This window comes from Brevibacterium sp. CT2-23B (assembly GCF_013168765.1).
GTDB lineage: Bacteria > Actinomycetota > Actinomycetes > Actinomycetales > Brevibacteriaceae > Brevibacterium > Brevibacterium sediminis.
The window spans coordinates 21246-34541 of sequence record NZ_JABBYK010000004.1; the positions used below are offsets into that span (position 1 = coordinate 21246).

General features: G+C 62.3%; 10 protein-coding genes. 2 read left to right on the forward strand and 8 right to left on the reverse strand.

What is annotated here, in order from left to right; genetic code table 11:
* The first annotated feature begins 198 nt into the window (after positions 1 to 198).
* Together HIM68_RS19355 and HIM68_RS11220 are read left to right on the forward strand one after the other, a co-directional pair.
* Positions 199 to 1086, forward strand: coding sequence for a YceI family protein (locus HIM68_RS19355; RefSeq protein WP_172172214.1), 888 nt, complete (start codon positions 199 to 201; stop codon positions 1084 to 1086).
* A 194-nt stretch (positions 1087 to 1280) separates the two neighbouring features.
* Positions 1281 to 2969, forward strand: coding sequence for a DUF885 domain-containing protein (locus HIM68_RS11220; RefSeq protein ID WP_172172216.1), 1689 nt, complete (start codon positions 1281 to 1283; stop codon positions 2967 to 2969).
* 64 nt (positions 2970 to 3033) lie between these two features.
* Here HIM68_RS11220 and HIM68_RS11225 read toward each other — a convergent pair whose 3' ends face one another.
* The 8 genes from HIM68_RS11225 to HIM68_RS11260 form a co-directional block, all read right to left on the reverse strand.
* Entirely contained in the window at positions 3034 to 4839 is a 1806-nt protein-coding gene (locus tag HIM68_RS11225; protein WP_172172217.1) for an ABC transporter substrate-binding protein, read from the reverse strand.
* 72 nt (positions 4840 to 4911) lie between these two features.
* Positions 4912 to 5577, reverse strand: a complete 666-nt coding sequence (locus HIM68_RS11230) for an ABC transporter permease (protein ID WP_172172219.1) — start codon at positions 5575 to 5577, stop codon at positions 4912 to 4914.
* On the reverse strand, positions 5577 to 6296 hold the full coding sequence (locus HIM68_RS11235; RefSeq protein WP_139906871.1) for an ABC transporter permease: 720 nt from the start codon (positions 6294 to 6296) through the stop codon (positions 5577 to 5579). The genes HIM68_RS11230 and HIM68_RS11235 overlap by 1 nt, the downstream gene beginning before the upstream one ends.
* Positions 6293 to 7303: an ABC transporter ATP-binding protein gene (locus HIM68_RS11240; RefSeq protein WP_172172221.1), complete on the reverse strand. Its 1011-nt coding sequence runs from the start codon at positions 7301 to 7303 to the stop codon at positions 6293 to 6295. The genes HIM68_RS11235 and HIM68_RS11240 overlap by 4 nt, the downstream gene beginning before the upstream one ends.
* A 1-nt stretch (position 7304) precedes the next feature.
* A complete protein-coding gene (locus HIM68_RS11245) occupies positions 7305 to 8273 on the reverse strand; it encodes a glycine betaine ABC transporter substrate-binding protein (RefSeq protein WP_172172223.1) in 969 nt (322 codons plus the stop codon).
* 6 nt (positions 8274 to 8279) lie between these two features.
* Positions 8280 to 10436 carry a CocE/NonD family hydrolase gene (locus HIM68_RS11250; protein ID WP_172172225.1) on the reverse strand — a complete coding sequence of 719 codons (2157 nt, stop codon included), beginning with the start codon at positions 10434 to 10436 and terminating at the stop codon, positions 8280 to 8282.
* Positions 10437 to 10712: 276 nt separating this feature from the next.
* Complete coding sequence (locus tag HIM68_RS11255; protein ID WP_172172227.1) at positions 10713 to 11612, reverse strand: ABC transporter substrate-binding protein; 900 nt, start codon at positions 11610 to 11612, stop codon at positions 10713 to 10715.
* Between the two features lie 103 nt (positions 11613 to 11715).
* Complete coding sequence (locus HIM68_RS11260; RefSeq protein WP_172172229.1) at positions 11716 to 13104, reverse strand: MFS transporter; 1389 nt, start codon at positions 13102 to 13104, stop codon at positions 11716 to 11718.
* Positions 13105 to 13296 lie beyond the last annotated feature (192 nt).

Genomic DNA, 13296 nt, shown 5'->3' on the forward strand with positions numbered 1-13296 from the left:
ACTGGCGGCCGTACGATCTCCTCAAGAGCTCCACTCAGGCCCGCAATCGCCACACCCCCCGAGGTGGCACACACCCGACCTCGCGTGTCAGACTACGTAGGCGATTGCCCATTCAATGATCGCTTGATCAGCGAATTGGCACACCGACTACGACAGCCTCCCCAGAGGAGCGCGGAGGAACCAAAGGAGCTATCCCCCATGACAGAAACTTCTGGGGTCACAGATCATTGGGACATCGATCCCTCCCATTCTCGGCTGGGATTCTCCACTCGCCACGCCATGGTCTCGCGGGTGCGCGGAGCGTTCAATGATGTGTCCGGCTTCGCCGACATCGCCGAGGATCTCGCGGACTCGACAGCCGAGGTCATCATCCAGACCGCCAGCGTCGACACCCGCAGCGAGGGACGCGACGAGCACCTGCGCTCGGCGGACTTCTTCGATGTGGAGACCTACCCGGAGATCCGATTCGTCTCCTCGGCCATCGACGAGGTCGACGAAGGCTCCTACATCGTCACCGGTGAGCTGTCGATCCGTGACATGACGAAGACCGTGTCGATACCCCTCGAGCTCATCGGCGTCGAATCCGACCCCGACGGCAACGTGCGCGCAGGCCTCGAGGGCTCCCGTCGCATCGACCGCAAGGACTGGGGCGTGACCTGGAATGCGAAGCTCGATTCCGGCGGCGTACTCGTCAGCGACAAGATCACGCTCGAGTTCGAGCTCTCCCTCATCAAGAACCTCGCCGAGGCGGCCCCCGCCGATTCGTCCGAGACCGCCGTCCAGGACGAGGTCCCCGCCGAATCGCCGGAACCGGCCGCCGAGGCTGCCGCGGCCCCCGAACCTCCGGAGTCGGTGACCCCGACCCCGGCCGCCGAAGAAACTGCCGCACCTGCTCGGACGGCTCCCGAGAGTGCAACACCGACGGCTCCGAACGCAGAATCTGCCGGCACGGAGTTCCCTCCCCCGCCACCGGTCAAGCCAGCCGAAACCCCAGCTGATAAGCTGGCGGACAAGGCACCGGAGACCAAGCAGTCGGGTGATCAGTCGTCCGGAAGCGCGTTCGGAAAGCTCTTCGGCCTCCGCTGAGAACTAGCCGGCTGAGACGCCGTCAGAGGTAACTCCACGCCACTCGCCGTAACCGCGTCGGATGAGGGCACCTAACGCGTTGCTGAAGGCCATGTTCAGCCGAGTCCACGGTCGTGAAGCAGCCTCTCTCGGGTTCTCTGTGTCGGACTACGGGCAACTCGGCGAGCACTTAGTTTTGTGGATAGAGTCACTTCATGTCTTCCCGCAGAAATTCTTCGGCTATCGATGCCATCGCCGATGCCTACTTCGACGATCTGTGTGTCCTCTCCCCGTCGATCTCGCTGTTCCTCGGAACCGAGAACCCGCACGGCTTCGACGACTACTCCCCCGACGGGCTGAAAGCAGCCAACGACCTGCGCGCTCGCACATTGGCCAAGGTCGATGCTGCAGAGGCGGATGGGATTACGACGAACAGCCTCGATGAGACCGATCTCGTCACCATCGACGCTATGCGCGAACGGTTGGGCGCCGCCACAGACCTATTTCAAGCGGGCCTACAGCACACTGTCCTCAATGTCATCGAATCGCCGGTCCAACAGATGCGAGACATCTTCGATCTCCTTCCCACGGACTCCACAGCAGGCTGGGAGACCGTCTCTGCCACCATGGCCGCATTGCCGGGCTCGCTCGAGGGCTACAGAGAATCACTTCGATATGCGCGGGACCAGCTTGGCCGAGTGCCCGCCCGCATTCAGATTGAGCGTGTCGCCGACCAGGCAGAAGCGCTCAGTCAGGCTGACAGCCGTTTCACCACGATCGCCGCAGAGGCCACCAGCGCCACCGCGGAAACCCTCGCCCGCGAACTGACCGTCCACGCCGAAACCGTCAGAGAGTCCTTCGGCGGCCTCGCCCGCTTCCTCCGAACCGAACTGGCTGGCTCCGCTCCGGAGAACGAAGCCTGCGGTCGGGAAGACTACACGTTGCTCTCACGCGAGTTCCTCGGTGCCGAGATCGATCTGGAAGAGACCTACGACTGGGCCCTCGATGAACTCGACTCGATCGATGCGGAGCAGAGACGAGTCGCAAACAGCATCCACCCCGGTGCCGAACTCCTCGAGGTCATGCGGATGCTCGACAGCGATCCCCAGCGCGCTCTCCACGGCACGCAGGCTCTTCAGGAGTGGATGCAGACGGTCGCCGACGAAGCGATCACAGAACTCGGCAAGACCCACTTCGACATTCCGGAACCGCTGCGGACAATCGAGTGCATGATTGCTCCCTCGGCCACCGGAGCGGTCTACTATTCTCAGCCCAGCGAGGACTTCACCCGTCCGGGCCGGATGTGGTGGTCGGTGCCCGACGGCGTCACCGAATTTGCCACGTGGCAGGAGAAGACCACAGTTTACCACGAAGGCGTTCCGGGCCATCATCTGCAGATGGGGCAGGCGTCCTATCTCGCCGATTCGCTGAACAAGTGGCGGCGGCACGTCTGCTGGGTCTCCGGCCACGGTGAGGGCTGGGCCCTCTACGCCGAACGGCTCATGGCCGAACTCGGATTCCTCGACGAACCCGGCGACTATCTGGGCATGCTCGACTCCCAGCGGCTGCGCACCTCACGGGTGGTCGTCGACATCGGCTTCCACCTCGGCCTCAAAGCCCCGGCCCACCTCGGCGGTGGTGTCTGGGACCGCGCAAAGGCGTGGGAATTCCTCACACAGAACGTTGCCATGGACCGGACCTTCCTTGCCTTCGAGCTCGACCGATACCTCGGTTGGCCCGGGCAGGCTCCGAGTTACAAGATCGGCCAGCGATTGTGGGAGGACATCAGAGACGAATCCCGCGCTGCTGCGGGCACGGGGTTCGACCTCAGAGATTTCCACAGTCGCGCACTGAACCTCGGGTCGATCGGACTCGATCCGCTGCGCAGGGCGCTGCTGCGCTGAGTCCGGTCCACTTCCGGGAGGGGGTGTGTCTCACCAGCGCCCCCTCCCGGCAGGCCTTGCGACCTTATTTGGTCTCCCACTCCCAGAAGTTCCAGAACATCGACGGGTCAAGCGTCGTCGTCGATACACTCGAGACTTTGTCCCCATGGATCGTCAGAGACGGGTGCTGGAAGAGCGGCAGCCCGAAGGCATCATCGACGAGCTGCTGCTCGACGTCCCCGGCCAAAGAAGCCTGCTTATCCGGGTCGATGGTCACCAGCATCTCATCGAGCGTCTTCGTCAGATCCTTGTTGTCGTACCCGCTGTAGTTGTTCAGCGCGCCCTTACGGTAGTACGAGTCCGACTCCGTCACCGCCGTCGTGGAAAGTGCCCACCCGAACAGCGAGGCATCGTAGGTTCCATCGCCGAGGCGGGTCCCCCAGTTGACGTCACCGGCGTCTTCGACCTTGAAACCGGCCTTCTCTGCTGATTCCTTGATCAGCGCGAACAGTTGGGAACGTCTGGCATTCGTGTTGTCGTAGAGGAAGCGCACGCTCGGCCCCTGGGCACCGGCTTCGTCCAGCAGCTTCTTCGCTCCATCGATGTCGACCTCGTCGTAGTCCGAGATTCCGGACTCGGCGACGATGTCGTCGTACAGCGGCGAGTCAGGAGCCTGGTTGAACGAATCCCGTACCTCGGCCTCTTCGTTGAGAGGCTTGATGAGGCGGTCGATGATCTCCTGGCGTGGCAGTGTTTTGAGGAATGCCTGACGAACCTTGAGCGCGGCGTCTTCGTCGCCGCCATAGCTGGCCGGGTCGAAGGGACCGTTGTTGTCGAATGTGAGGTCGACGTGCTCGAACGTGGCGTCCTCGCCCGGCAGGATCGACACATCTTCGAGTTTCTCCGCGGCGGAGAGGACATCGGCCGTCGACTGCGGCTGGGTCAGGTCGACCTCGCCATTTTCGATCGCCTGAACCATGGCCATCGGGTCACCGTTGTAGCGGATCGTCACAGTATCGACCTTGGGTTCGACCGATCCGGTGTAGTCCTCGTCGCGGGACAACGTCAGGTACTGCCCCTCTTCGAAGTCGGTGATCTCATAGGGTCCGTTGTGGACGAGAAGGTCTTTGTTCTCCGGCATCGAGGTGAAGTCGAAGCCGGTGTTCCAGAAGTTCGAGATCTTCGACAGAGCGTTCTTGTCGTTGGATTCGATTGCATCGAGGATCGCTTCCTTGCCCTCTTGTGGGTCGGTGGTGCCCAACGCATTCTTGGCCACGATATGTGCGGGCACACCCGAACCGTAGGCTCCGAGTCCGAATTCGGTCTCCCAGTCGGCAAAGGGTTTCGAATATGTGAACGTCAGGGATTTGCCGTCTTCGCTGATTTCAGGGAAGTCGTCGATCAGTGGAGCGCCCACTGCCGAGGAGTCGAAGAAGACTGTGCCGTCGGGATTGTCCTTAAGGGTACCGTCATCGTCACGGTTATCGTCGACTGTATTGAAGTGCTGAGATCGTGCCGCCCAGGTCAGAGCGAGGTCTGCTGCGTCGACCGGAGTCCCGTCCGACCAGTTTGCGTCCTCGCCGAATGTGTACCTGACCTTCAGCGGGTCGTCAGAGACCTTTTCCACTTCGCCGAGGGCACCATCGTGCAGTTCGAGTTCGTCGTCGTAGTACTTGAAATTGTCATTGCTCATATAGGCGACGATGGTGTTGGCGACGGCGTTGCCGTCCATCGTCATGTCGTTCATCGACCGGAACGCTTCGTTCCATCCGATTTTGAGCACAGATCTGCCGCCGCCTGAGCTGTCGTCTGCGCCTCCCGGAGGAGTGCATCCGGTGATGACGATCGCCGTCGCAGCGGCGAGACTTCCAGCGATGAAATGCTTCTTCACATTGTCCTCTGTTTCCTAGTGATCTTCTGTGGGTGGAGCAGATCTGCTGTGCCGCGCTCTTTGCGGCTGTCCTCACATAGCGTTTGCGTTCTGGAGCTGTCTCACTCCGGCCGGAGCGCTGACACGCAGAAGGAGCGCGAATGCCTGGTCGACGAGGATGGCGAGTACGGCGACCCAGATGGCGCCGGCGATGACTCCCTCCATCCCGTAGGCGACCTGGTTGAGGATGACATCGCCCAGGCCTCCGCTGCCGGCGATCGTGGCGATGGTCGCCGAGCTCACCGTCAGCACTGCGGAGGTGCGGATGCCCGCGATGATCATGGGCAGCCCCAAGGGCAGTTCGACCTTGAGCAGTACCTGACCGGGTGACATGCCCATACCGCGAGCAGCGCGAGTGAGGTCACAGTCGATCGAGTCGACAGCTTGGAAGGCATAGCTGAGGATCGGCGGAAAGGCGAGCAGGAACAGGGCGATCATCGCGTTGAGCATGCCGATGCCCACGAAGCCGATGAGGATTGCGATGAGCGCGAGACTCGGCAGGGCACGACCGATGTTGGTCACGCTTATGGCGACGAACTCGCCGCGGTGGGCATGGCCGAGCCAGACCCCGATGGGCACACCGAGAGCGATGGCCGCAAGCAACGGGATGAGGCTGATGACCAGATGGTCGCCGGTCTTGGTCAGCAGCAACTCGACGTTGTCGATCATGAAGGGGAAAGCTCCGAAGATGACGTCCATCAGCTCCTCGCTTTCGTCCAGGGGGTGAGTCCTCTGCCAAGCAGCACGAGCAGACCATCGAGCGCGAATGCCAGCAGCACGGCAAGGGCTCCGGCTCCGACGAACTGCGTATTGAATGGTGACGACACTGCTTTGATGATCGGAGATCCCAGACCGTCATCGACGACGAAGGCAGCGATCGTGGCGATGCTCACCGTGAGTACGGTGGCGATGCGCACCCCGGAGATGATCGACGGCAGTGCCAGGGGCAACTCGACCTTGAACAGCACTTGGTTGCGGTTAAGCCCCATGCCCGTCGCGGCCCTGCGCACGTCATCGGGAACTCCGGAGAGTCCGACGAGGACTGCCTGGAAAATGATGACGAGGGTGAAGCACACGAGCGCGATCTCGACTGTCAGCAGGCTCAGCCCTGTGAAGGGCACGAGAAGCTGGAACAGGGCCAGCGGCGGCAGGGTGTAAAGGAAGGTCGCGGCCATGCCGATGGGTCCCGCCAGCCACTTCTTCCGGTAGGCCAACAGCCCGGCGAAGAAGGCGATGACGAATCCGATCAATACGGCGATGGCAACCATGACGATATGGCTGAGCAGCGGGGGCCAGAAGACCGTCGACCATTGGCTGATGAACCAGTCGGTGCAGAATGCTCCGTTGTTGATCACACAATCAGAGGCCTGACCGTAGTCGGGGATGGCGGGATCGCCGGCGGGGGCGAAATCGCTCATGTTCTCACGCCTTTCCGATCCTCTCCGGCAGCGGGCGGTGCAATGAGATCGTGCAGGCTCACCTCGCCGAGGCGGTTGCCGCCTTTGTGGACGATGGCCCCCTCCGCCCGAGCAGCGGAGACTACAGACAGTGCTTCGCGCAGAGTCATTGTGGCCTCGACGTCGGGCCACTGCGCCGTCTCAGCACTCGCTCGGTCGCTGCGGTCGGGAACGATCTCGCCGACCGTCGTCAGCGCCAGACGTTTGAGTCCGCGCTCGGATCCGAGGAACTCGGCGACGAAGTCATCGGCCGGGTTCGACAGCACCTCGGACGGCGTGCCGAACTGAGCGAGTTTGCCGCCGGGCTTGAGGATGGCGATCCGGTCCGCCATCTTGATCGCCTCATCGATGTCATGGGTGACGAACAGCGTCGTCTTGCCCACCGCACGGTGAATAGCGAGGAATTCGTCCTGCACTGCGACCCTCGTGATCGGGTCGAGGGCACCGAAAGGTTCGTCCATGAGCATGACCGGCGGGTCGGCGGCGAGCGCCCGGGCTATGCCCACGCGTTGCTGCTGTCCACCGGAGAGTTGAGCCGGGTAGCGCGACAGCCAGGTCTCGACTGGGCTGAGCCCGACCAGTTCGAGCAGCTCGGCCGTGCGCGTACGGATACGCTCTTTGTCCCAGCCGAGGATGGTAGGGACTGTGGCGATATTGTGGGCAACCGTGTAATGGGGGAAGAGGCCGGACTGTTGGATCGCGTAGCCGATGGTCCGCCGCAGTTCGATGGCTGACTGGTCGCTGATCGAGCGGTCGCCGATGCGGATGTCGCCGCTGGTGAGATCGACGAGTCGGTTGACCAGCTGTAGGGCTGTGGTCTTTCCCCCGCCGGAGGGTCCGACGAGGCAGACGAGTTCTCCAGCCTCGACCTCAAGATCGAGAGCGTCGAGAGCGGGCGCGGCCGCGCCTGGGTAGGTCTTCGTAGCTCGGTCAAAGGTGATCGAGGTTCCTGTGGAGTGCTGGGTCATTTCACATCATTCCGTTCTCGTCGAGGAACTCCTTCGCCACCTGTGCCGGATCGAGCCGGTTGATGGCGGAGGCCTCGTTCATCGCCTGGATCGCTTCCAGGGTGAGCAGTGACTGCAGTTCGTCGAGGAACTCAGAAGCATCGTCATCGAGCTCGGCGAAGGTGTCGTCACGGATGAGGGGGACGACGTTCTGGAATCCGAAGAGCTTCGCGTCATCTTCGAGGACGACCAGATCGCTGCGCAGCAGCTGCGGGTCGGTCGTGAAAACGTCTGCTGCGTCGATCTCTCCTCGCTCGATAGCCTGGTAGTTGAGCCCGATGCTCAGCGTTTTGAGTTTCATGTTCTCCAGCCCGTAGGTCTCCACGATGCCTTCGTAGCCCTGGCCTCCAGTGACATTGTCGGGGTAGGTCGAGTAGGTGAAGCCCCCTATCCCTTTGAGATCGGATACCGTCTTCAGATCGTGCTGATCGGCGAAGTCTCGCCGCACAGCGACCGCGTTCTTATTCTCGAACGGTGTCGCCTCGAGCATCGTCACCTGGTTGTCTTCAGCCCACGTCTGTGCGAGATCGTACGTCTGCTCAGCGGAGTCCATGAGCTTTTCCTCCCCCATGAAGCTGACGACCATGACTCCGGTGTACTCGGGGTAGAGGTCGATCTGCCCCGAGAGCAGAGCCGTGCTGATGATGTCGCTGGAGCCGACGTTCGTCTTGAGATCCACGGTGTAGCCGAGGTTCCTCAATCCCTGAGCGTAGAGCTCGCCCATGATCCAGCTCTCGGCGAATCCCTTCGACCCGACGGTGATCGACCTCGTGCTCTTCTTCGCCCCCGACTGGTCACTGAGCTGGCTGCTGGTGCATCCGCTCAGTGACGCGGCGGTCACTCCGAGCGCCCCGAGACCCAGCAGACCTCTGCCGAGCCCGATCAGCGTCTGCCGTCTGTCGACATGTCGAATTTGTTCGAATGCGACCATTCCGCCTCAGTTCAGATGGCGAGGGATGCTCGCCGAGGTGGTTCGAGTGTGAAATGGCTCCCCATCGAGGTAGGCGACGAGTTCGTTGGTGACGACGAAGTTCTTCGCGTCACCGCGCATCGTCGATCGAGTGCGCAGTTCGACGTCCCACCCCGAATCGACTGCTGCGTTGTCTGCAGCCTGCGCGTGGTTCGCCCCGATCTCCAGTGCCGGGCGCCGGTAGATGATCGTTCTTTCACACGTCGCCACAGGAGACTGCGGGTCGTTCTCACTGCGTGAGTAGGAGTCCCGTTCGTTGGTGTAGTAGAAGAGGCCGTCGCTGAGGTCGGTCTGCCAATCCTCGGTCACCGTGGTCACGGTGGCGTTGCGACCGACGAGGTCCCAACTCAGCTCACGGGTCATCGGCGCACCGCCTGCGTCGATGACGGACACCGGTGGGGTCGGCGGGGTGCCCAACTGTGCGGTCACCTCGGCGGTGGTACGGGCGTCGTCGTCGACGGAGGCCGCAGTGCGGATGGGCAGTGTCAGCTCGGGAGCTGAGTCGACGGTGATGAGTGTGGTTTCCGGCGAGGGCCAGAGGTTGGGCCAGAAACTCGCGGAGATGCTCAAGCGAAGCCGATGCCCCGGAGCGAACCGGTGCGCTGTGGCCAGCAGCGGGAAATCGACGTCGACGGGAGTTCCCGGCGTGAGCGGTTCGGGGGTCTCGTGGCTCGAATGATGGGCGAGGTTGAACAGTCCTAGCGTGACCAGGCGTGAGCTGCCGTCGGGAGCGACATCGCACAGACGAGCCGCGATGACTCCTCGATCATGATCGGAGGTGAGCGTCGCTCGCATGGTCGGTGTGCCGACGATCTCCAGACCGTTCTCGACCTCCCAGTCGCAGGTGTAGGACCGAGCATCGTCCGCGGCCTGGTCTCCTGCCATCCCGGCGGGTTCGCCGAACTGCAGCCAGCTTCCTCCCTGGAAGCCCAGCAGCGAGGTGGAATCGAGCGGGGTGTGGTCGGAGATCGTAGCTTCGGAGGCGGGCATCACTGTGTCCGCGATCTGCGGGCTCGGCCAGGTCGCCTCGGCGATCCATCGTCCCGGACGGTGCTCACGGTCGGAGTGGATCGGGGTGCTGTCGGGAACATAGGCGCGCAGCTGCGGTTGTTCGTCAATGCCGTTGTCAATCCCGCTCATCCACTTGTCCCACCACCGGACCGCTTCGGAGATGAAGTCGATGCCGGGGCCAGGAGCGGCCTGGTGGGGATAGTTGTGGGCCCAGGGTCCCAGCAGGGCGTGGACCGGTGGCGCGGCGGAGTCTGCCTCACGCCGACGATTGGCGTTGTCCATGAGGCGGAACAGTGTTGTTCGGTATTCGTCGAGCAGTCCGCCGACGGCCAATATGGGAACCTCGATGGCGTCAGGTGTCTCGCAGACGGATGCGTGCTTCCAGTAGTCGTCACGTCGTTGGTGTCCGAGCCAGTCCTCAATGTTGACGGGAGCTTCGTCAATGCGTCGCTTCCAGTCATCTTTCCAACCGTCGACCATCACCGCGGGGTCTTGGGGGCGGGCGTTGTACGCCCACATCGTCGAGGCCCAGGAGAGCATCTGGTCACCGACGATGGCTCCGCCGTTGTAGTGAACGTCGTCGGCATAACGGTCATCGGTGGAGCAGATGGTGATGACGGCGGCGAGTTCCGGCGGTTGCAGTGCGGCAAGCTGCAGGCCGTTGAATCCGCCCCACGACTTGCCGATGACGCCGACTTTGCCGTTGCACCAGTCCTGTGCGGCGATCCATTTGAGTACTTGCAATCCGTCGTCGAGTTCCGTCGCCGAGTACTCATCGGTCATGACACCGGTCGAGTCGCCGCAGCCGCGAAGATCGACACGGACACTGGCGTAACCGGCGCGGGCGAACTCAGGATGGATCGTGTCATCGCGACCAGCGGTCATGTCGTTCTTGCGGTAGGGAATGTACTCGAGAACAGCGGGAACAGCATCATCACCGAGATCATCGGGCAACCAGACTCGAGCAGCGAGTTCAACCCCATCACTCAAAGTGATGCGTGTGTGTTTGATGATTCGAACCGGTCGAGGATCGTCGCGGTAACGATCGGCCGGGGCGAGCGATTCGGTGTGGGTGTCGTCGGGGAGTGCAGAGTTCTCAGTATTCGATGACATGGCATGCCAGTGTAGTGACGCTACTGCACCGCTGTTCAGTTAGCTCAAAGGCTGAGATGTGTCTGACAACACTTACACCTATCAGCAATTTGAAGCGACACCCCTCTTCGACCCGGCCCTCAGCTTCTGGTAAGGAACGTCGTGTTCCCTGCCGCCGGTAACCGCGGCGGCAGAGCGCTGAGCAGGAGCCCCTGCTCAGCGCTCAGCCTCCGTTGCGCCTGGAATCTCGCCGCAGAGGTGACGTCCGTCTTCCCTGAACCGAGCGAATTACCCCAATCAGATCAGGGCTCGATCGGCAATTGCCCCATCGACGAACGCCGCATAATCCAATGGATTGTCGATGAGGTGACCGTCGGCGATGCCCTGTTGCCAGCGCGCATAGGATTCAGCATTGATTCGAGCGGTCTCCCACATCCCCCAACCGCGGAGCTCATCGACATGCGCAACAAGATCGGCCGGATTCGCCTTCGGGAACGTTCTTTCGAGGAATCCGGAGAGCTCGGAGGCCTCGTGCGCCTTCAACCATTGGGTGGCCCGGTCGAGTGCACGAACGAAACCCACCTTGGCGTCGGTTGAGGTTCCGTTCGTCGGGTCGCTGTAGTACACGCTCCACGGCACCGGACCACCGGACTCCGCGAGACAGGTGACGATATGGGCGACGCCCTGTCGCTTCAGTCGAGTCGCCGTGACCGGATCAATGAGAAGATAGTCTCCCATTCCTCCGCTGAACAGCTCTGCAAGCATCGCGCCCGAAAGGTCCTGGACGAAATTCACCGCATCGACATCGACGCCGGCCTCAGTCATGACGAATTTGAGGAAGATCCCCGGGCTGGAACCGTTGCTGCCGGGCATGAGGACCGTCGTCCCTTCAGTCTTCATGTAGTCGAATTCTTGGTCTGGCGCATGGGCCATGAGCACGAGCGGGCACCGGGCGGACACCTGTGCGAAGGGTTCGTAGACGTGCCCGCGGTCGCGGTACATCGAGGGCACCCAAATACCGCCTAAAGCCGCCTGCGAATCACCGTTGTTGATCTCATCGAGGACGAGTGTCCAGGGATCAGGGACGATCGCATCGACGCTCAGCCCCTCCTCCTCGAAATATCCGAATTCGACCCCGAGGTACTCGGGCAGGTAGTTGACGCTATGACCGGTGGCTGCGATGCGGAATTTCTCCATGGGTGTTTCTCCTTATCGATCTTCTGTGGTTTGGTTGCTGAGTTTGTCCGCGAGGGACTCGTCAGCGGTATGTTCCCCGACGGTGGGCCCGTCGGGGGCGAGATCACTGTTGGTCTTCGGTACGGGGTTCACCGGCCGGGTTGTCAGCCTCCTCATTGAGTTCTTCGAGACTCAGCCCCGCAGTCTCCGGTCCGAACCGTGAAGCTACGAGGACGAGGAGATAGAGCGCGCCGACGGTGGCGAAGATAGCCGAGAGTCCCCAGGCGTCGAAGATGAACCCAGCGACGGGTGTCATGATCACGGCTCCGAGCCCGCCGATGGATTTGACGACACCGGTGCCGAAGCCTCGGATACGGGTGGGGAACAATTCGGGAAGCCACGCCCAGACGGTGGTGTTGAGCATGAGGATGAAGAACTGGAACAGCGCTCCCAGCCCCAGCACCGTAGGGGTCGTCGTCGCAAAGATGCCGAAGGCGATTGCTGAACAGGCGGCACCGATTGTGCTCAACGCGATCACAGACCTGCGTTTGAACCTCGAACCGATGACTGCGGCAGTGAGCGCGCCGAGGAGGCTGCCCGCCTGCATCACCGCCGTGTAACCGACGCCGGCGACGATGCTGAAGCCTTGGGACACGAGGATCGTGGGCATGAGGGTGAGGATCGAGATCTGCCCGGCCGTGAGCATGAAATAGGTGGTGGAAACCGCGATCGAACGACGGCGCAGTCGGGCAGAGAAGATCTCGGAGATACGCACTTTCTCCGGGCTCAGCCCGATGGCCCCAGGCTTCTCGATGAAGCGCGTCACCGGGATTGACCTGCCTCGTGGAACGAGTCGTCCGTTTTTGAGAATGGTCAGGATCCGGTTGCATTCGTCGATGCGGCCCTTCGCCAGGAGATAGCGCGGGGTTTCGGGCAGGTAGCGGCGGAAGACGACGATGAGCACGACGGGCAGAACGAGGAACCCGAACAGCCATCTCCAGGTGTTCTCCGAGGAACCGAGCAGAGGGGCGAGGCTTCCGAAGATGAGCATCCCGTAGAGCGGGGCGAGGAAGTTGCCGATACCACCTCCAGCCACGTTGAGAGTGGAGACCGCGGCGGCGCGGAAACGAGTCGGACTGAACTCGGCAAGCATCGTGATCGCCGTGGACAGTTCCCCGCCGAGCCCGAGGCCGACGATTGTGCGGAAAACGAGCAGGAGACCGAAATTCGGTGCCAATGCGCAGAGCAGTGCTCCGCAGGCGTAGACGACGAGGTTGACGGCGAGGACGTTTCTGCGCCCGAAGCGGTCGGCCAGCGCCCCTGAGACGATTCCGCCGACTGTCATCGCGAAGAACGTCGCCGAGTTGAGGAGGCCGATCTGTCCGGCTCCGATGCCCCAGCTCTCCTGCAGTGCCGGGCCGACGAGTCCGACCGCGTTCTGTTCGATGACGTCGAAGAAGACGCCGAACACGACGAGGAGGAGGATGAGTTTATGGGAGCGCGTGAATCCCATGGTGTCGATGGTGTCCGCGAGTGTGCGGCTGGCGCGAAGCCCTTCGGCCTCGCTTCGCTCGGGTTGTGAGGAGGTGAACGTCATTGTTGCTCTCCGATCTACAGAGGGTGAAGAAGGCGGCAGTGCCGCACTCGGGAGGGCTGGGACGCACAACCGCTGGTCGTGCGCCCCAGCCGGCGGGGCTCGGCGGGC

Excerpts from the sequence above, each read along its gene's own strand:
- HIM68_RS19355 (WP_172172214.1), top strand. The coding sequence starts at position 199 with ATGACAGAAACTTCTGGGGTCACAGATCATTGGGACATCGATCCCTCC.
- HIM68_RS11220 (WP_172172216.1), top strand. The coding sequence starts at position 1,281 with ATGTCTTCCCGCAGAAATTCTTCGGCTATCGATGCCATCGCCGATGCC.
- HIM68_RS11230 (WP_172172219.1), bottom strand. The coding sequence starts at position 5,577 with ATGGACGTCATCTTCGGAGCTTTCCCCTTCATGATCGACAACGTCGAG.
- HIM68_RS11235 (WP_139906871.1), bottom strand. The coding sequence starts at position 6,296 with ATGAGCGATTTCGCCCCCGCCGGCGATCCCGCCATCCCCGACTACGGT.
- HIM68_RS11240 (WP_172172221.1), bottom strand. The coding sequence starts at position 7,303 with ATGACCCAGCACTCCACAGGAACCTCGATCACCTTTGACCGAGCTACG.
- HIM68_RS11245 (WP_172172223.1), bottom strand. The coding sequence starts at position 8,273 with ATGGTCGCATTCGAACAAATTCGACATGTCGACAGACGGCAGACGCTG.
- HIM68_RS11250 (WP_172172225.1), bottom strand. The coding sequence starts at position 10,436 with ATGTCATCGAATACTGAGAACTCTGCACTCCCCGACGACACCCACACC.
- HIM68_RS11255 (WP_172172227.1), bottom strand. The coding sequence starts at position 11,612 with ATGGAGAAATTCCGCATCGCAGCCACCGGTCATAGCGTCAACTACCTG.
- HIM68_RS11260 (WP_172172229.1), bottom strand. The coding sequence starts at position 13,104 with ATGGGATTCACGCGCTCCCATAAACTCATCCTCCTCCTCGTCGTGTTC.